At 45.8% G+C, this 19,225-nt stretch carries 13 protein-coding genes; 7 read left to right on the top strand and 6 right to left on the bottom strand.

The genetic code is table 11. The features are described from left to right. The first annotated feature begins 2 nt into the window (after positions 1 to 2). The 6 genes from R7E47_RS02820 (at position 3) to R7E47_RS02845 (ending at position 10,046) form a co-directional block, all read left to right on the top strand. A complete protein-coding gene (locus R7E47_RS02820; protein ID WP_258483889.1) occupies positions 3 to 2,162 on the top strand; it encodes a prolyl oligopeptidase family serine peptidase in 2,160 nt (719 codons plus the stop codon). Between the two features lie 528 nt (positions 2,163 to 2,690). Then, positions 2,691 to 3,482 carry a hypothetical protein gene (locus R7E47_RS02825; protein ID WP_318083696.1) on the top strand — a complete coding sequence of 264 codons (792 nt, stop codon included), beginning with the start codon at positions 2,691 to 2,693 and terminating at the stop codon, positions 3,480 to 3,482. 90 nt (positions 3,483 to 3,572) lie between these two features. Then, on the top strand, positions 3,573 to 4,715 hold the full coding sequence (gene vmeP, locus R7E47_RS02830) for an efflux RND transporter periplasmic adaptor subunit VmeP (RefSeq protein WP_318083697.1): 1,143 nt from the start codon (positions 3,573 to 3,575) through the stop codon (positions 4,713 to 4,715). Between the two features lie 10 nt (positions 4,716 to 4,725). Continuing rightward, positions 4,726 to 7,866: an efflux RND transporter permease subunit VmeQ gene (vmeQ, locus tag R7E47_RS02835; RefSeq protein ID WP_182016428.1), complete on the top strand. Its 3,141-nt coding sequence runs from the start codon at positions 4,726 to 4,728 to the stop codon at positions 7,864 to 7,866. A 120-nt stretch (positions 7,867 to 7,986) separates the two neighbouring features. After that, on the top strand, positions 7,987 to 9,072 hold the full coding sequence (locus R7E47_RS02840) for an OmpP1/FadL family transporter (RefSeq protein ID WP_318083698.1): 1,086 nt from the start codon (positions 7,987 to 7,989) through the stop codon (positions 9,070 to 9,072). A gap of 176 nt (positions 9,073 to 9,248) precedes the next feature. Further along, complete coding sequence (locus R7E47_RS02845) at positions 9,249 to 10,046, top strand: hypothetical protein (RefSeq protein ID WP_054701294.1); 798 nt, start codon at positions 9,249 to 9,251, stop codon at positions 10,044 to 10,046. 47 nt (positions 10,047 to 10,093) lie between these two features. Here R7E47_RS02845 and speG read toward each other — a convergent pair whose 3' ends face one another. Further along, on the bottom strand, positions 10,094 to 10,633 hold the full coding sequence (gene speG / locus R7E47_RS02850) for a spermidine N1-acetyltransferase (RefSeq protein WP_005375417.1): 540 nt from the start codon (positions 10,631 to 10,633) through the stop codon (positions 10,094 to 10,096). A gap of 247 nt (positions 10,634 to 10,880) precedes the next feature. Here speG and R7E47_RS02855 point away from each other — a divergent pair, with 247 nt between their 5' ends. Continuing rightward, positions 10,881 to 11,033, top strand: coding sequence for a hypothetical protein (locus R7E47_RS02855; protein WP_005375418.1), 153 nt, complete (start codon positions 10,881 to 10,883; stop codon positions 11,031 to 11,033). Positions 11,034 to 11,145: 112 nt separating this feature from the next. Here R7E47_RS02855 and R7E47_RS02860 read toward each other — a convergent pair whose 3' ends face one another. From R7E47_RS02860 to R7E47_RS02880, 5 genes are all read right to left on the bottom strand, one after another. Then, positions 11,146 to 12,195: a sensor domain-containing diguanylate cyclase gene (locus R7E47_RS02860; protein WP_053303796.1), complete on the bottom strand. Its 1,050-nt coding sequence runs from the start codon at positions 12,193 to 12,195 to the stop codon at positions 11,146 to 11,148. Between the two features lie 282 nt (positions 12,196 to 12,477). Beyond that, positions 12,478 to 13,329, bottom strand: a complete 852-nt coding sequence (locus R7E47_RS02865) for a carbenicillin-hydrolyzing class A beta-lactamase CARB-42 (protein WP_005375420.1) — start codon at positions 13,327 to 13,329, stop codon at positions 12,478 to 12,480. A 327-nt stretch (positions 13,330 to 13,656) separates the two neighbouring features. Then, positions 13,657 to 14,223 carry a copper-resistant cuproprotein CopI gene (copI, locus tag R7E47_RS02870; RefSeq protein ID WP_170897040.1) on the bottom strand — a complete coding sequence of 189 codons (567 nt, stop codon included), beginning with the start codon at positions 14,221 to 14,223 and terminating at the stop codon, positions 13,657 to 13,659. A gap of 77 nt (positions 14,224 to 14,300) precedes the next feature. Then, positions 14,301 to 17,468, bottom strand: a complete 3,168-nt coding sequence (locus R7E47_RS02875; RefSeq protein ID WP_318083699.1) for an efflux RND transporter permease subunit — start codon at positions 17,466 to 17,468, stop codon at positions 14,301 to 14,303. Positions 17,469 to 17,470: 2 nt separating this feature from the next. Then, entirely contained in the window at positions 17,471 to 19,189 is a 1,719-nt protein-coding gene (locus R7E47_RS02880) for an efflux RND transporter periplasmic adaptor subunit (RefSeq protein WP_238970780.1), read from the bottom strand. Positions 19,190 to 19,225: the final 36 nt, after the last annotated feature.

Genomic DNA, 19,225 nt, shown 5'->3' on the forward strand with positions numbered 1-19,225 from the left:
TCATGAAAAAGAACACCCTAGCACTCACAACGGCTCTCGCACTCGGAAGTGTGTTGTCTGTGGCGTATGCAAATGAAGCGGCGCAATCGTCGGTTGAACAGGTAACCCCGAAAACCATCACGTATCCAACCACACAAAAAGTGGATGTTGTCGATGACTACTTTGGTACAAAAGTGAGTGATCCTTATCGCTGGTTGGAAGACGATCTCAGCCCAGAAACCGCAGAATGGGTTAAGGCACAAAATGCAGTGACGTTTGATTATCTGTCGAAAATCCCTTACCGCGAGCAGATTGAAGAGCGCATCACTAAGCTCATGGACTACGAAAAGCAAAGCCAACCGTTCAAAGAGGGTAAGTTCACTTATTTCTACAAAAATGACGGGCTACAAAACCAAGATGTGCTTTATCGGCAGTTAGGTGATGGCGAAGCAGAAATTTTCCTCGATCCAAATACTTTTAGTGAAGATGGCACCACATCGTTAGCGGGAGTGAGCTTTTCACGTGATGGTTCTTTGGTTGCATACAGCATTTCGGAAGGCGGTAGCGATTGGCGCAAAGTCATTGTGTTAGACACAGAAACCAAAAAGCCCGTCGGCGAAACGCTGGTGGATATTAAGTTCAGCGGCATCAGTTGGCTCGGCAATCAAGGCTTCTATTACTCAAGTTATGACAAGCCAAAAGGGAGTGAACTTTCCGCGAAGACAGACCAACACAAGCTCTACTTTCATAAACTAGGGACGAAACAAAGTGAAGACCAATTAATTTTCGGTGGTGTAAAGGACGAAAAGTATCGCTACGTTGGGGGTTACACGTCGGAAGATGAACGCTACTTGTTTATCTCAGCCAGCGTATCGACGTCGGGCAACAAACTGTTCTTCAAAGACCTGAGTAAGCCAAATAGCCCGCTGAAAACCATTTTAGATAACACCAGTTCTGATACTTGGGTTATAGACAACCAAGGCACGAAACTGTACTTGGTTACGAACCTTAATGCGCCGAACAAACGCGTCGTGACGGTGGATGCAAGTCAGCCGCAACCCAAAAACTGGAAAGATGTGATTCCTGAAACAAAGAACGTGTTACGTGTTTCTACCGCGGGTGGCAATTTGTTTGCGAGCTATATTGTTGATGCGATCTCAATGGTGAAGCAATACGACATGAACGGCAAACTCATCCGAGAAATCAAATTGCCTGATATTGGCAGCGCATACGGTTTCTCGGGGAAAAAAGAAGAAACCGAAGTCTACTACTCTTTCACCAACTACAAGATGCCAAGCACTACCTATCGTCTGAACATCAAAGATGGTGATAGCGAGGTGTACTACAAATCTAAAGCGCCATTTGACCCTGTTTTGTATGAATCTCGCCAGGTGTTTTACACCTCAAAAGACGGAACAAAAGTGCCGATGATCATCACCTATAAAAGAGGGACACCGATGGACGGCAGTGCACCAACCATCCTATATGGTTATGGCGGTTTCAACATTAGCCTCACGCCATCTTTTAGCCCGACACGTGCGGCTTGGTTAGAGCTTGGTGGTGTTTACGCGGTAGCGAACATTCGTGGTGGTGGGGAATATGGCAAAGAATGGCACAACGCTGGCATTCAAATGCAAAAGCAAAATGTGTTTGATGACTTTATTGCTGCGGCTGAATTCCTAATTGATGAAGAGGTAACGTCATCAAACAAGTTAGCCATTAACGGTGGATCGAATGGTGGCTTGTTAGTGGGGGCCGTTATGACGCAACGTCCGGAGCTGTTTAAAGTGGCGCTGCCAGCAGTCGGCGTACTGGATATGCTGCGTTACCATACTTTTACCGCAGGTGCTGGTTGGGCGTATGACTACGGCACGGCAGAGCAAAGTAAAGAGATGTTCCAATATCTGAAAAGTTATTCGCCGGTGCACAATGTAAAAGCAGGGGTGGAATACCCAGCAACATTGATTACAACCGGTGATCATGATGACCGTGTTGTTCCTGCTCACTCATACAAATTTGCTGCTGAGTTGCAATCGAAGCAAGCGGGTTCAAATCCGACCTTAATTCGCATCGAAACCAATGCAGGACATGGTGCAGGCACACCAACGCGTAAAATAATTGAGACAAATGCAGATATTTATAGTTTTGCACTGTTCAATATGGGAATAGAGAAACTGCAATAGTGCGAATTGTTTGCGTTTTAGTTATCGAAACGCATCGGCGCTTTATCGCTCGATAATAAAAGGGAATCACAGAGAGTGATTCCCTTTTTATTTATTATAGGCCTACTATTCTAATCTGATGCTAGGCTAATCAAACTAAGGTTTTTTAAATTATTATAATGTTCTAATTAATCTGAAGAGTGTTGTACGAACGAAATGAAACATTGATCGCGATCACCTAAATCCATTGCACTCTCTATTTATATGGTGAAATTAATTAATCATTCGTTCTAATGATAATTGAATTTTCATAAGTTTTAATATTTCCTTCTTCATTGTTATTACCAAATTTCAAGTTATATAAGATATAAGTAGCGGTGATTGAACTTTTACGATGCTTTATTTTATTTTAATTAAAACGTCGAATGTTTCGTCATTATTGAATTTGCTTTGATAATTTATGTTATCCAAAGCGAGTTGTGTTGCTTGCTATTTATGATGACCTCATGACGTGAATAATTTTATAATCATTAAAATGGATACAGTTTTATGAATTTAGTGAAACCGTCTGTTGCCATTATGGTTGCAGCCCTACAACTCGCGTCTTCTGCCTATGCGCAGACAAACAATAACGAAGAACTACAAGATATGTCTGACCCACTTGCGGTATACACCCAAGCGGGCTTTGGTATTACCGATAAAGGCGCGAACATCAAAGTCGGTCAAACTTACCAATCTAGCCAGCCTGGTACCATGGCGATGAACATCATTGAAATGAAAGGCATTGGTGGTGAGCTATTTGGCATTCGCGACAATGACGATCCAATATATGCCAACGTTGATGACAGCATTGACTCTTTCCGACTACGTAATTTCCAAGTAGAAGTCGCAAAAGGTCTAGGCCGTCAATTAGATGTAAACTACGACGTTGATAACGATAAATTAGATGCATCTTATAGCTTTATTCAAGGTCTACCTAAGTTTGGTATGTTGCAGCTATTTCCTTTAGCTGGTGCGGGTGTCACTATTGCTAATGATTTTAGTGGTGATGACAAAGGTTATGAAATTCCAGGTACTTTCACCGTTGTTGGTATGTACTCAAAAATTGAATTAACCGATAAAATCTGGATTAACTACAACCCAATGTATATGCATACATTGTCAGGGTCTAGTCAATATAAAGATACTTATTATTCAGGTGAAGATAATATCTTGGCTCATGAGTTTGCGTTGTCTTATCAAATTAATTCTCGCGCAAATATTCGTTACTTTGCAAACTGGAATGAGCACGTTAATTTCGGTGATGGTGATCACCGTATCGAATTTAACTACCAATTCTAACTCCCTCGTTTATTTCCAGAATAGAAAGTGTGTTTATCCATATATTTAAATGTTTAGGCTAGGGCACTTTCTAAATAAAGTAGGTTTATCATGAAAGCCAAATATAAATTTGCGTTGGTATCTATTGCTATATCTTCTGCATTGCTATCAGGATGCAAAACTGGCGATATCGCAACGAAAACTGCCCAAGCACCCTCTGTTGAAACCGTTACCCTAACCGAAACAAAAATCACTCCTTATCATACTTTTATCGGTCGAACTGAAGCGGTAAATGACGTTGATATTATGCCTCGAGTCGGTGGCGAATTAACCGCGATTTATTTTAAAGATGGCGATATGGTCGAAAAAGGCCAATTGCTGTTTGAAATCGACGACCGTCCTTACAAAGCGGCACTGGCGTATGCAAAAGCGTCGTTGCAAAAAGCAAAAGCACAACTCGTTCAAACTATGCGTGATGCAGAACGTGTGAAGAAACTCATCAAAGATAAAAGCATCAGTGAGCAGCAATACGATGACGCCATTGCCGCGCACGCCGCAGCGATTGCTTCGGTAGAAGAGGCGAAAGCGACGCTGGTTTCAGCAAGGCTCGATCTTGAGTTTAGCTCTGTGCGTGCTCCTTTCTCTGGCCGCGTGGGTTTCAGCAACTTCCGAGTGGGTGACCGTATTTCGAAAATTCAACTCGTTCCTCTTGTTTCGATCACTCAAGTAGACCCAATTCGCTTTGGCTTTGATGTGGATGAGAAGCTCTACCGCCGCGTAAGAAGTGCGATTGATGTGGCCCATCGTAACGATGACAAACTGGATGTTGATTTAACACTGACGCTTTCAGACGGTTCATTGTACCCGCTTGAAGGCAAGATCTACGCCGTTGGCAATAAGATCGATTTAGAAACAGGCTCAATTCGAGCAGAAGCACAATTCGATAATCCAACTTACGCGCTTATGCCGGGTGAATATGGCAACTTGACCATCAAGCTGCGCAACAAAACCATTGATGGTTTGCTTATCCCATCGGCGGCTGTTCAACAAGACCAAGCGGGTGACTACGTCATGGTGGTTGGTGATGATCACGTGGTGTCTCGTCGTAACGTTGAACTCGGTCAGACCTACGGTGTGAAACGTGCTGTGCTGACTGGTTTGGCGGCTAACGAAAAAGTCATCGTCCATGGTCTACAAAAAGTGCGTCCGAGTGCAACGGTGAAAGACGTTGAGCTACAGAGTGAACAAGGCTGAGTGAGTACTGATGTTAAGTAAATTTTTCATTCACCGGCCGAAATTTGCTTTGGTGATCTCACTGGCGATGACATTGATGGGTATGATCGCCCTGAAAGTCTTGCCAATTTCTGAGTATCCTCAAATCTCTCCAACGGTAATTACGGTGAGCACCATGTATCCGGGTGCAAATGCGGACGTGGTTAAAAAGACCGTAGCACAACCGATAGAAGCCAAAGTCAACGGCGTTGAAGACATGATTTACATGTCTTCTGTGATTGGTAACGATGGCTCATACACATTGCGTATTTACTTCCGAGTGGGCGCAGATGGCGATATGGCGCAGGTTCGTGTGAACAACTTGGTGGCACAGGCGACGTCGTCTCTACCACAAGAAGTAAACCAAATCGGTGTGACGGTTAAGAAGAAATCTTCCGACATGCTGGGCGTTATCACACTGCGTTCTCCGAAACAGTCTTACGACAGTATCTACCTTTCTAACTACGCGGATCTCAATATCGTTGAGCGTCTAAAACGTATCGAAGGTATGAGTGACATTACGCTGCTGGGTAAGAAAGACTACTCAATGCGTATTTGGTTGAACCCAAATAAACTGGCTACCTTGAAGCTTTCTGCTAGCGATGTTATTGGCGCAATTAAAACGCAAAACATCCAAGTGGCGGCGGGTAAGATCGGTGGTATGCCAGCTCCGGGTGACCAGCAATATCAATATGTTTTGCAAACCAAAGGCCGCCTCACTTCTGCGGAAGAGTTCGAGAACATCATCATTCGTGCGAGCAAGAAAGGTTCTTTGATTCGCTTGAAAGATGTGGCTCGTGTCGAAGTTGGCGCACAAGGTTACGAAGCTGATGGTCGTATGAATAACGAACCAGCCGCCGTTCTGGCCTTGTACCAGTTGCCGACAGCGAACGCGCTAGACGTGATGGAACGCGTGAAAGAGGCCATGAAAGAGTACGAGAAATCGTTCCCAGATGATTTGGTCTACGACATCGCGTATGACTCTACCGAATACGTAGAGACATCGATTGATGAAGTGTACGAGACGCTAGTGATTGCGGTACTTCTTGTAACCTTCGTTGTGTACGTTTTCTTGCAGAACTGGCGAGCGACCATCATACCAACCTTAGCGATTCCGGTTTCCATCATTGCGACGTTCGCAATCATGGGCGTGATGGGCATGACCATCAACACCATCTCGTTGTTTGGCTTGATCCTCGCCATCGGTATCGTGGTGGACGATGCGATCATCGTGGTAGAGAACGTGGAGCGGGTTATCCATGAAGAGCATTTAGACCCGATTCCGGCCACGATCCAAGCTATGAAAGAAGTGACGGGGCCAGTATTGGCAACAACGCTCATTTTGTTGGCAGTATTCGTACCGGTTGCGCTATTGCCGGGTATTTCTGGTCGGATGTTCAACCAGTTCGCGGTCACCATCTGTGTGTCGGTGCTGATCTCTGCGATCAACGCATTAACGTTAACGCCAGCGCTTTGTGCGTTGATGTTGAAATCTACTCACTCGCAACCTATTGCGCCTTTGCGTGCGTTTAACCGCGGTTTTGAAGCAATAACGCGCAAATACCAAGGTTTAGTTGGCTTCTTGAGCCGCCGCATTGTGCTGAGTATCGGTGTGTATGGCGCGCTTATTGCGGTGCTGGCATTTGCGTTCATGACCGTACCTTCTTCTTTCGTACCGAACGAAGATAAAGGCGTGTTCATGGTCGAAATGCGTTTGCCAGACGCAGCAGCATTGCAGCGTACTGCACCATTAATGAAGAAGTACGTTGATGAGCTAAAACAGATGGAAGGTGTGGAGAACGTGGTTTCGGTTGCGGGCTTCTCGGTAATTAACATGGCGTCGATTCCAAACTCGGGCATGTTGATCATCAAACTGGATAACTGGAGCAAACGTAAAGACCCTGAGTTACACCAACGCGCGTTGATGAGCAAAGTTAACCAAATGCTGAACTCAACGCCAGATGCCGCTTCGTTCGTTTTCGCGACGCCGGCAATCAAAGGCATGGGTGCGGTGGATGGTTTCAACCTTGTGCTGCAAGACAACTTGGGCCGTTCTCCACAAGAGTTGGCAAAAACAACCGCTGATTTTGTTGGCCAAATCAATCAACTGCCTGAAGTGGCGCGTGCGTTCTCGATTTTCCGTGCGAACATTCCGCAACGTTACATCGATATTGACCGCGATAAAGCGATTTCGATGGGCGTACCGTTGAATGAAATCTTCAGCACACTGCAAGCGCAGTTGGGCGGTGCCTACATTTCTGACTTCAACTTGTTTGGTCGTTCGTACCAAGTGAAAGTGCAAGCAGAAGAGCAATACCGTGACAACATCGACGACATCGACCATCTGTTTGTTCGCTCAAGCTCTGGAAAAATGGTGTCACTGGCAACGCTAGTGAAAGTGAAGCCGATCTTCGGCCCTGATACCTTATCGAACTACAACATGTTCAGTTCTGCAACCGTGAACGGTGCGCCAGCGCCAGGTTACAGCTCGGGTGATGTTGTAAAAGCCATTGAAAAACTGGCTGCGGAATCTTTGCCAAGTGGTTACTCGTACGAGTGGTCAGGCATGACTTACCAAGAGATGAAAGCAGGCAACATGGCGCCAATCGCGTTCGCATTGTCTTTGCTGTTCACCTACTTGTTCTTGGTGGCTCAGTACGAAAGCTGGACTATTCCTGCTGCGGTAATGATGGCGGTTCCAGTCGCGATTCTCGGCGCAATGGGCACGCTACTGCTGGTGGGACAACCGTTCGACTTGTACGTGCAGATTGGTGTGGTCATCTTGATCGGTATGTCCGCCAAAGTGGCGATTCTTATCGTGGAATTTGCCAAAGTTCTGCGAGAAGAAAAGGGCTTATCCATCATTGATGCTGCCAAAGAAGCTGCTCGAATTCGTTTCCGTGCAGTACAGATGACCGCATTCGCCTTCATTTGGGGGGTATTCCCGTTGGTGATTGCATCGGGTGCCGGTGCGGCATCTCGTCACTCACTGGGCTTTGCAGTATTCGGCGGCATGATTCTCTCTACGTTTGTAGGCACGTTACTGACGCCAGTGTTCTTCGTGATGATGCAATCTCTGCGCGAGAAGTTTAAGCGAAAGAAACCCACTGAACTTGAGGTGAGCGAGCAATAACGCTGATTTCAACTGACTGACTCCACAACACCCCCACGCTGTGTGCGATTGGCCAATGCCTTTCATTGATATACAACCACCGTCGCAGCGTGGGTTCCCCTAACAATAATAGGTTTTAGCATGAAAAATCTTTCAAAAATCGTCGTAGCGAGCTCTCTACTGACGTGTGCTGCTGCGCAAGCGGGTGGGTTATACCTTTATGAAACTACAGCATCGGATATTGGTTTGGCATCCGCTGGTATGGCGGCTCGTGCGCAAGATGCCTCAGTAATGGCAGCAAACCCGGCTGGTCTGGCGAATGTTTCTGGTAAATCTTTCTCTGGTAACCTGATTGGCCTTTACGGTGACGCGCAACTAGACACGATGACTAGCGATGCGGGCAACGTGATTGGTTTTGTTCCTATGGCGTCGGCATTTTACAGCCAACAAGTGAACGACAAATGGACGCTGGGTATTGGTCTGTATGGCAACTACGGCCTTGGCCTCGAGTACGAAGGTCTTTTGAATAATCATTTAGATATTCCTACAGCAACGACACAAGCGTTGACCATTCAACCTTCCGCTTCTTACCGCATCAATGATCACTGGTCTGTGGGTGCGGCGCTTGGCATTCAGTACGGTATGTATGAAGTGGAAACGAAGGGAGCCCTGAACTTCAATGACGAAGACCAAGATACTCAGGTCAACGGTCGAGTAGGTGTGCTTTATGAGGCAACATCAGGCACGCGTCTTGGTCTGTCTTACTCTTCTGAAGCCGAATTTGAATTCGACAAGAGTAACTCCATTGCTCCACAACAACTGATCTTCAGTGCTTACCATGAAGTGAATGATGACCTAGCGGTGATGTGGAACGTGAACTGGCAAGACTGGAGCGAATACACAACCACGCTGGGCGTAGAGACACAAGACACTTACCAAATCGCATTGGGTGCTCAGTACAAACTGAATGAAAAAATGATGTGGAATGCAGGTTTTGCATTCGATACCAGCATGTATGAAAGCCAATCAAACGGTGACATTACCGTTCCTACTGGCAAGGCGTACCGCATTGGTACAGGCATTGATTACAAATTGGATTCAGAAAACTCAATTGGTTTCGCGTTTGAAGCGGTCTTGATGGAGTCTTCAGAAACGCCATGCTTCCAAGCGGGCTTTGATGAGCCTGCACTGTACTTCATGAGCATGAGCTACAACTGGAAAAACTAATCATTCCTAATCGCTAAAACGCCTTCCTTACAGGCCATTCTACCCTAACTACCTGCACTGGATGCTGTCACACCATCTAAGGTAGTTAGGGCGCTTCTGTCACATCCAGTGAGTGATGATTCAAAAAGTATCTGCGCAGCTAAGTGCGGGTATTCAACATCTCAAAGGACAAAAAAATGAAAAATAAACTAGCGTTAGTGTGTACGACTTTGTTGGTCAGTACGCTGGCTCATGGTGCCGAGCATCGAGTAAAAGACAATAAAAACAAGTTGGCGGATGACCCAACAAAAGTCATCACGAAATTTGGCGCGTCGTACGCAAACAACTACGATTTTGATGATCAAAACATCTCATTCTCGGGCTCACTTGCGCTTGACCAAGCGCGCAAAATTAACCTGCGTATCAATGATGATGCGAGCGAGTGGCGTATTGGTGGCTCGTGGTTGTTTCCGGTCGGTATCGTGAACTTCAACTTCGGTAAAAATGAATACGTAAACGGCGCGGATCAAACCAACTACAGCTTTGGTACCTTTATGCCGCTAAGTTATTTCGGGATTGAGCCAGCAGGCTTCCAAATTTTCCCAATGGCAGGCTATACGTACAACACTGGTGATGTTCCTGTTTGTGACGGTGCAGAAAGTAGTCTCTGTAGCGAGCCTAACTTTACGGGGACGCCAAGTGCAGAGAATGGCTTCAATATGATGAGCTCTTCAGGCAGTAGCGGTTACGTTGGTGCATTTGCGCTGAAATCGTTTACCAAAGAGCTGACGTTAATCAGCTTCGCAGCAGGCACTTACGGCTCAGAAAACAGTGAAGGAGAGAACTACAAAGGCTTCTTTGGTGGTATTGGTCTTGGTTACCTCGTGAGCAAACGCCACTCTTTTAACGTAATGACGTTTGTCATGGACAACAACACCTATCTGGATGAAGCAGACAAGCGCATCGTATTATCATATCAATATCAATTTGAATAAATAAAAACGCAGTCCAAATAGCTGCGTTTTTACTTTGATAGAATGAACTAGTGAATTGAGTTGTTTTCTTCGATCTTTTTCTGGTACTGGTGTTTTAATATATACATGCGCTTAACATCGCTGTAAGCGCCGTTAATAAAGTATTCTTCTACAAGGTGACCTTCTTCGATAAAGCCGCACTTTTTGTATAAGTGAATAGCGACTTCGTTATCCACTGCGACTAATAAGTAGATTTTACGTAGATTAAGAATTGAGAATGAGTAATCTAACGCACGATTAATCATCTCTGTCGCATAACCTCGGCCTTGATGCTCTGGGGCGATGATTATCTGAAATTCCGCGCTGCGGTGAATGTAGTTAATCTCGATCAGCTCAACTAAGCCAATTACGATGCCGTCTTCATCTTCGACGACAAAACGTCTTTCAGCGTCATCATGTATATGTTTTCGATAAAGTTCTTCGAGCTCGTCATAAGACTCGTAAGGTTCTTCGAACCAGTAGGCCATGATATTTCGGTTGTTATTCAGTTCATGAATAAAGCGCAAATCAGAACGCTCTAATGCACGCATTTTTAGGCCTTTCTTCATCATTTTTCTCCAATGAGGGCGGAGAATACCTCCGCACTTGATGCTAGAAAATATTACCGTATTTCACAAGAATAGCGCATCTTTTTTTGGAAAATATCCTGTGATTTTTCAATGTGGAAACTTAGAGTTCACGACAAATATAAATTAATCTTTACGATAAAAAACTCGATTAGGTGCTTTACCTAATATCGTATTAAATACCGCGCAACGACTTAGTGTCTTAATCTAAACAAACAAGGTATTCAATATGTTTTCAATCGGTGACGTAGTAGTAGCGACTAAAGGTATCGATCTTGGCGAAATGGTTGTTACAGGTTTAAGCAGTGGCGGTTTTTACACACATGTAAAAGCAGGCGAAAAAACACTAACTTACCCAGCTAAAGATCTTAAGAAAGCATAATTAAATTTGCTCATTCTTATTTTTAACTGGCTTAAAGTTCGTACTAGTTATTTTAAGCGGGTTAGAATCGATAAAAGGTAGCGCAATGAGTCGCTACCTTTTTTTATTTTTTCTACCTTTCTTCACCAATATGAAACTCAACGCGATTTCTTCCGGTTTCCTTTGCCTTGTAAAGTGCTAAGTCTGCGCGTTTAACTAATGGTTCAAATGAGTCGTCGAGACGACAGACTTGAGTTACCCCAATACTCGCGGTGAAGCTCATATCACAACCTGAATGTTGAACGGTCGTCGTTTCTAGTGCATTACGAATTGTTTCTAATGTGTCTAGAGCTTGCTGTGATGAGCGACTTCTTAATACGATGGCAAACTCTTCACCACCAACTCTGGCAAGTAAGTCACAATCAAGTAGATGACTTTTAATAGTATTAACTGCATGGATCAGTGATTTATCGCCTGCGTCATGACCAAATCGGTCATTGAGGCTTTTAAAATTGTCGAGATCTAAAATAGCAACATGGAAGTCAATGCCCTGGGTTCGGTATTCATTTAGGCGGCTTTCGATTTGTCGCATGAACTCTCTGCGGTTTGGAATACCTGTTAGATCATCCGTCGTGGCGAGGTGCTCCATTTTCATAATCTGTATATGAAGGGCAATGTTTAAAGCAATCCAATTAGCGATGCACTGAAGCTGTGCCGCTTGTTCGTTTGTGTAAATGTGCGTTTGATGATGCGCAACGTTAAGCGTTCCTAGGCAGACTTTACCGTGCATTAAAGGCGCGTCCATACACGTACCCATACCATTGGATGCGAGCATCACACAATCGATCTCATCAGATTGCGTAACATCGTCGCAGATCATCAGTTGTTGCTTTTTGAACACTCGGCCAACAAACGCTTGATGAATGGGCACTAAAAATTCAGCGGGAATCGCTTTACTACCAGAGAAAGAGTAGACCTTTAAATGATCATTGTTTTCATAAAGTGTGATACTCGCACGGTCAGAATTAAATATACGATTTATCCATTCTGCCACCGTATCAAGTACTTGCTGTAGTGTTTCCGATTGAGCTAAAAAGTGAACAAACCCTATCGGCATACATATCGGACTTTCCATGTTTTGCATCGATAAGTCATCAGGGTTAAAAGTTCTTTCAAGTCTCAATAGACATCTCCTTGGCAATGTTGCAAATACCAACAATAAATTACGTGAAGCTATTTTGTAGAAAATGTGCTTCTTGGTAAGAGTATGGTTCAATTATCGCCGTCTGTGTGCATTTGGTTGCTTAATGTGGGCGTTAACTCACCCTAAATAAGTAAATCTTATACCTATTTATAAGTAAGTCATTACTCAATAAGTGGTGTTTTTAAGATGGAAGTACAGAATGAGCCCTTCTGGAATAGAAGGGCTAGAAAAGGATACAAATAGGGTCAGGTGAGTGGTGACTTAATTGTCTTTGTACTTTTGTAAAATCAACTGACTTATCTGCGCAACGAGTTGGTCCCTAGCTTGAAGTGAGAGCTCGGTTTCTGTGACATAAATACTAATGTAAACAGGTCGATGATTTTCCTTCCATATAATCGCGTTAATGCCACGCGAACCATGACCTCCCGCACCAGAACGGTCTGCAATAGACCAACCTGTTGGTAATACAGAACGCATTAACGAGTCTGAAACTTTGTTGTCCTGCATCCAGATTTTTAATTGTACACGAGACTCATAAGACAACGTTTCGCCTTCGACCAAAGTTCGAAGAGTGTTTAGTATGGCGTTAGGTGTGGTTGTGTCGCGGCTGTCGCCTGGTGTGGCTTCGTTCAAGCGAGGTTCTATTCTGTCTAGGCGCGTTGCTTTATCTCCAATTGTTCGCAGAAACATTGTTACGGCCTTAGGGCCGCCAATTTCATTTAATACTAAGTTGGCTGCGGTATTATCACTCATTAACATAGCGGCTTCACACGCGTGCTCTATGCGTGTGTTTTGGCCTGCGAGCTTATCCATCACTGGAGACCATACAACAATACTGCGCTCATCGACTTTTGCGGTCGCATTTTTACTTAGCTTACCGCTGTCCATATCACTTAGCATTTTGGCACAAGCTAGGGTTTTGAATGTGCTCATGAGTGGGAAGCGTTCATCGCCGCGGTAATCCCAACGCTCGTCTGCTTGGGTATCCCAAACTGAAACCCCAATTCTGCTTGAGGTTTGTTGCTCGAGGAGAGAAATGTCCTCATTCAGTTGGGACGCGTAACTTAGGGTTGAGCAAACCATTAGCCCAGCCAACAAAAATAACTTTTTCATGGATCGTGTTCTTCAATTTTAGTTTTAGTTCGCACGGTAGCGATGTCACGTAAACTATAACGAGCCAATACTCTAAACACTGTTAAATCTATGTCTATTTTATGTAGTATTCTTTGCAATACGCTTAAACGGTCTCAATATGGGGAGAAGAGTGTTGCTATCAAGGCCTGTAGTTTGGCTTATATATTACGTCAGTGATTCGGTCACAAAAATATCTTAGCGTGAGACACTGACTCAGAATTTCTTGTCATGAGCTAACGAATAGTTTGCTCCGGAGAAATACAAGGAGCTGAATCATCAGCTCCTTTTGTCTCTTTGGGTAATTACTTACAGTTCAATCTTTTTAACCATGCCTGCTTCTGCATGGCCTGGAATGTTGCACGCGAACTCAACGTTGTTGTCACCGTGGAAATGCCACAACAACTGCTTCGCTTTCCCCGGTTCTACCGTAACAGCGTTGCCTGAGTCATGCATGTGATCGCCGCTCATTGTCTTCATCATTTCGCGATGTTCTAGCTGCTCTTTGGCCGAACCGATTGTGAACTCGTGGTTGATCTTACCGGTGTTCATCACGACAAATTGCACCACATCGTTTGGTTCAATCTTTACGTCTTTCTTGAACTTGATGGTCATGTCATCACCCAAGATAACGTGTACCACCTTGTCTGGTTTTGCGCCTTTTGCTGGCATACCTACTGCCGACATGCCCGGCATATCCATCATGTTTGAATGGTCCATTTTACTGTGGTCCATCTTCATGCTGCTGTGGTCCATATTTTTATGCTTCATGTTGCTATGATCCATGTTCGCGTGATCCATGTTTGAATGATCCATTTGGGCAAACGCAGTCGTTGTTGTTAGGGCTAGAGCAAGAGTGATTAGTGTCTTTTTCATTTTTATATCCTTGTTTTACTTCATTAATAACTTGGTTGCTTCCTCTCAAAACGGCATGTTTGAGAGAAAGGTAGGGATTAAGCGTTGTTGTTTACATCACTAGCTTGGTGATTAGTCGCATTGCTTTGGCGCAACTCGCTTTGTTTCCACAGCTTGAAGATGGCTGGAAGCACCAACAGCGTCAGTAGCAGTGCTGATGCCATACCACCAATCATTGGCGCAGCGATACGTTGCATGACTTCTGATCCTGTACCTTCGCCGTACATGATCGGAATCAGACCAATAATGACCGTCAGTACCGTCATCATTACTGGGCGAACACGAAGGCCTGCACCTTCACGAATGGCATCGGTTAGGTCTTTCGCCTCAAGCTTCTGTTGGCTCTCTTCCGCATCCAGCTTTTTGTAGTGCCATGCTTGGTTAAGGTAGACGAGCATGATGACCCCAATTTCAACCGCGACGCCTGCTAGGGCAATAAAGCCGACCCCAACGGCAATCGAGAAGTTGTAGTTGAGGATATGCATGAGCCACAAACCGCCAACCATAGCGAGTGGTAGGGTAAGCATGATGATCATCACTTCACCTACACGACGGAAGCTGAAGTAAAGCAGCAGCATAATGATGGCGATGGTGATTGGTACCACGACACTCAAGCGATCTTTCGCACGCTCCATGTATTCGTATTGACCAGACCAAGCCAGCGAGTAACCTGCAGGAAGCTCCAGTTGATCTGCCACGACCTGTTGCGCTTCCACGACGTAAGAACCAAGGTCACGACCATCGATGTCGACAAACACCCAGCCGTTTGGACGTGCGTTTTCCGTCTTGATCATTGGAGGACCGTCTTCGTAACGAATGTCTGCTACGTCAGCCAGTGCAATACGAGCGCCATTTGGTGTCACTAACGGTAAGTTTTGCAGTTTTACCACTGAGTCACGGTAGTCTTGTGGGTAACGAACGTTGATTGGGTAACGCTCCAAGCCTTCGATGGTTTCACCCACATTCATGCCGCCCACCGCGGTCGAGATCACCTGCTGAACATATTTGATGCTTAAACCGTAACGCGCTGCCGCACGACGTTTAATGTCGATCGTGACATAGCGGCCTCCTGCTACACGTTCTGCATAAACCGATGCCGTGCCTTGTACACCATTAAGAATTGGCTCTAGCTGAGAACCGATCTTCTCAATCACTTTCAGATCAGGTCCGGCGATCTTAATGCCGATAGGGGTTTTGATGCCCGTTGCCAACATGTCGATACGCGTTTTGATCGGCATTACCCAAGCGTTAGTAAGACCAGGGAACTGAACCAGCTTGTCGAACTCTTTGCGCAGTGACTCGGTTGTTACCCCTTCACGCCATTGGTCGCGTGGCTTCAACTGAATCACGGTTTCAATCATGGTGAGTGGCGCTGGATCGGTTGCGGTCTCAGCTCGGCCAATTTTGCCCCATACGGTTTTCACTTCTGGAACGGTTTTGATCAGCTTATTGGTTTGTTGTAGAAGCTCGCGCGCTTTACCAATTGAGATACCCGGATAGGTCGTTGGCATGTACATCAAGTCGCCTTCATCCAGCGGCGGGATGAACTCGCTACCCAGTTTACTGGTTGGGTAGTAAGCCGATGCCATTAGACCTAATGCGATAACAATCATGGTCTTAGGGTATTTTAAGCTGGTGTTTAACAGCGGGCGATACAGCGCGACCAAGCCGCGGTTAACCGGGTTTTTGTGTTCCGGTAACACCTTACCGCGAATGAAGTAGCCCATAAGAACAGGCACGAGTGTGATTGCCAAACCTGCTGCTGCTGCCATGGCGTACGTCTTAGTGAACGCAAGCGGCGAGAACATCTTGCCTTCCTGACCTTCTAAGGCAAACACCGGTACGAAGCTAAGAGTAATGATCAGCAACGAGAAGAACAGCGGTGCGCCAACTTCTTCTGCGGCTTTGCCTATTACTTGCCAGCGGTTTTTGTCGGTCAGTGGCGTTCGTTCAATGTGCTTGTGAACGTTTTCAATCATCACGATTGCACCATCCACCATCGCACCGATGGCAATCGCGATACCACCAAGGGACATGATGTTGGCGTTGATGCCTTGCCAATGCATTACGATAAACGCAGTGAGAATACCGACCGGTAGGCTCAGAGCGATAACCAATGAAGAACGAATGTGGAACAGGAACAACGCACACACAATCGCAACGACGATGAACTCCTCTGCAAGCTTTTTCCATAGGTTTTCTACCGCTGAATCGATAAGGGTAGAGCGGTCGTAGGTTGCAACAATTTCCACGCCTTCTGGCATGCTGCGTTGTAGGTCTGCGAGTTTGTCTTTGACTTTCGCAATCACTTCACTGGCGTTTTCACCAAAGCGCATCACGATAACGCCACCGACCGCTTCACCTTCGCCATTCAGCTCTGAGATACCACGGCGCATTTGTGGACCAAGGTTAATGTCTGCGATGTCTCCTAATAGCAACGGCGTGCCTTTCTCGGTGACTTTTAGCGGCAGTGATTTTATGTCTTCAATGCTGGTTAGGTAACCCGTGGTACGAACCATGTGCTCGGCTTCGGCCACTTCGATAACGGACGCGCCGGTTTCTTGGTTACCGTTTTGGATTGCCATGTTCACTTGTTGCAGAGTGAGGTTGTAAGCACGAAGCTTGGCAGGGTCAATCTGCACTTGATACTGCTTCACCATACCGCCCACGGTCGCGACTTCAGAAACGCCATCAACGGTTTGCAATTCGTACTTCAAGAACCAGTCTTGCAGGCTGCTAAGATCCGCCAAATCATGCTTGCCGGTTTTGTCTTGTAATACGTAGCTGTAAACCCAGCCCACACCCGTTGCATCAGGACCTAGCGTCGGTTTTGCGTTCGGTGGCAGCTTTGGTGCTACTTGGCTTAAGTACTCCAACACGCGTGAACGTGCCCAGTACATGTCGGTATCATCGTTGAAAATGATATAAACGTAAGAGTCACCAAAGAAGGAGTAGCCACGAACCGTCTCAGCACCCGGCACGGCAAGCATGGCGGTGGTGAGTGGGTAAGTAACTTGATCCTCGACGACTTGAGGAGCTTGACCCGGATAGCTTGTCTTGATGATCACTTGCACATCAGAAAGATCCGGAATCGCATCAACAGGCGTATTCTTTACACTGTAAAGTCCGCCTAATACAAGGGCTAAGGTCGCGACCAACACTAGGAATCGGTTGCTCAGTGACCAACGAATAATAGCATTGATCATAATTAACCCTCGACGGCTGTTGTTGCAGGAACTAGCTGTTTAAGAACGTAGTCAGATCCTTGTTTTTCAACTAGAAACCGAACTTTCTGTCCTTCTTCAAAACCCGATAGATCAACGTCTTCTCCCACAGAGAAGTTCATCTCACCTGCATCCCAGTTCCATTCTGCAACCGGTAGGTGGTTTAAGGTGATCATGCCAAAATCAGCCATCAGCATGCTAATGTCACCAGTTAGCCAAACTTCTGCTGCAATGACGCTGTTGTCTGCCTTATAGTCAACGATTTGGTACTGACCGGACTCCGTCTTTTGCATTTCAAATTCGATAGCCTGACCTTTTTTCAAGTCACCCATTTCAACGCCATCTGCGAAAGTGAAGTTCATTACCATGCCCGGCCAATCCCATTCTGGTACAGGTTGGTGGTTGATGGTCAGCATGCGGTGATCTTTCATCACATCCGTGATCTCACCTTTAGCCCATGCCGTTTCTGCCGCTGCTTCTACACCATTGATGCGAGACAGATCCGCCGACTGGCTTGATTCAGAATCGAGCATGAAGTGAGATGAAGTAACGATCTTATCGCCTTGCTTAAGTCCTTGTAATACTTCGATTTGTTCGCCGGCTTCGCGGCCAACTTCAATTCGAGCAGAACGGTATTTGCCATCACCTTCCGCCAGAACAACGCGAGTCATACCGCCAGAGCGGATAACAGATGATTTAGGAATCGTTAATACTGCATCGTCAGTGACAGGCTGCAGGGCAATATTGGCGAACATATTTGGCTTCAATGCGCCATCTGGATTAGGGAATTTAAGACGCACACGTAACGTACGTGTTTTCGGATCGAGGATTGGGTACACGTAATCTACGACACCTTGCCATTCATTGCCCGGAATCGCGTCAAGGGTCATCGTGGCTTGAGAGCCCGCTTTCATCCAGTGCGCTTGACGCTCAAAGACTTCCGCATCAACCCAAACATTGTCCAAGGGACCTGCACTGATCACCGCTTGAGCAGGGGACAAATAGCCACCTTCACGCACGTTTAAGCTCGCGATAACGCCATCAGCAGGCGCTTTGATTTCAATTGTTTGTGATGCTTTACCACTACGAGTAATGGATTTGATTTGAGCACGGTCAACACCAAGTGTTACCAAGCGTTCGGTCGCCCCTTTTACAAGACCTTTGCGGCCAGTGCGGTAAGCGTTCAGCAATTCTTCTTGTGCTTTAACCAGTTCTGGAGAGTAGAGCGTGAAAAGCACATCGCCTTTCTTCACTTTCTCACCCACAGCATTGATGTAAAGCTTCTCTACCCAACCCGCCACACGAACGTTGGTTTGCCATAACAGACTTTCATCAAAGGCAATATAGCCAACCGTTTCGATACGTGGTGATAGCTGTTGTAGTGTCGCGTTTGCGGTTTTAACCCCGAGGTTGTTTTCTACTGAAGGGTCAATAGTCACTGTACCCGGTGCGTCTTGTTCACCGGATAGGTCTTCTGCGTAAACCGGAATCAAATCCATGCCCATTGGGGATTTACCTGGCTTGTCGCGTTTGTAGTTCGGATCCATTGGGGCAACCCAGTAAAGCGGATCATTAGAGCTTGAAGCAGGTTCGCCACCCATCGCACTCATGTCGTGAGCCGAGCCCGTAAGAAAATGATTAGCACCAAACCCTAAAGCACCACCAACAATCAGCGCGATGGTTGCAATCTTAAATGTTTTCATTGTTTTACCTTATTTTCCCCTTCACATTTGACGCTA

This window comes from Vibrio sp. Vb1026, from assembly GCF_033338745.1.
In the GTDB taxonomy this organism is placed as follows: Bacteria; Pseudomonadota; Gammaproteobacteria; order Enterobacterales; family Vibrionaceae; genus Vibrio; species Vibrio alginolyticus.

Excerpts from the sequence above, each read along its gene's own strand:
- vmeQ (WP_182016428.1), top strand. The coding sequence starts at position 4,726 with ATGTTAAGTAAATTTTTCATTCACCGGCCGAAATTTGCTTTGGTGATC.
- R7E47_RS02880 (WP_238970780.1), bottom strand. The coding sequence starts at position 19,189 with ATGAAAACATTTAAGATTGCAACCATCGCGCTGATTGTTGGTGGTGCT.
- R7E47_RS02845 (WP_054701294.1), top strand. The coding sequence starts at position 9,249 with ATGAAAAATAAACTAGCGTTAGTGTGTACGACTTTGTTGGTCAGTACG.
- R7E47_RS02875 (WP_318083699.1), bottom strand. The coding sequence starts at position 17,468 with ATGATCAATGCTATTATTCGTTGGTCACTGAGCAACCGATTCCTAGTG.
- copI (WP_170897040.1), bottom strand. The coding sequence starts at position 14,223 with ATGAAAAAGACACTAATCACTCTTGCTCTAGCCCTAACAACAACGACT.
- R7E47_RS02820 (WP_258483889.1), top strand. The coding sequence starts at position 3 with ATGAAAAAGAACACCCTAGCACTCACAACGGCTCTCGCACTCGGAAGT.
- R7E47_RS02825 (WP_318083696.1), top strand. The coding sequence starts at position 2,691 with ATGAATTTAGTGAAACCGTCTGTTGCCATTATGGTTGCAGCCCTACAA.
- R7E47_RS02865 (WP_005375420.1), bottom strand. The coding sequence starts at position 13,329 with ATGAAAAAGTTATTTTTGTTGGCTGGGCTAATGGTTTGCTCAACCCTA.
- vmeP (WP_318083697.1), top strand. The coding sequence starts at position 3,573 with ATGAAAGCCAAATATAAATTTGCGTTGGTATCTATTGCTATATCTTCT.
- speG (WP_005375417.1), bottom strand. The coding sequence starts at position 10,633 with ATGAAGAAAGGCCTAAAAATGCGTGCATTAGAGCGTTCTGATTTGCGC.
- R7E47_RS02840 (WP_318083698.1), top strand. The coding sequence starts at position 7,987 with ATGAAAAATCTTTCAAAAATCGTCGTAGCGAGCTCTCTACTGACGTGT.
- R7E47_RS02855 (WP_005375418.1), top strand. The coding sequence starts at position 10,881 with ATGTTTTCAATCGGTGACGTAGTAGTAGCGACTAAAGGTATCGATCTT.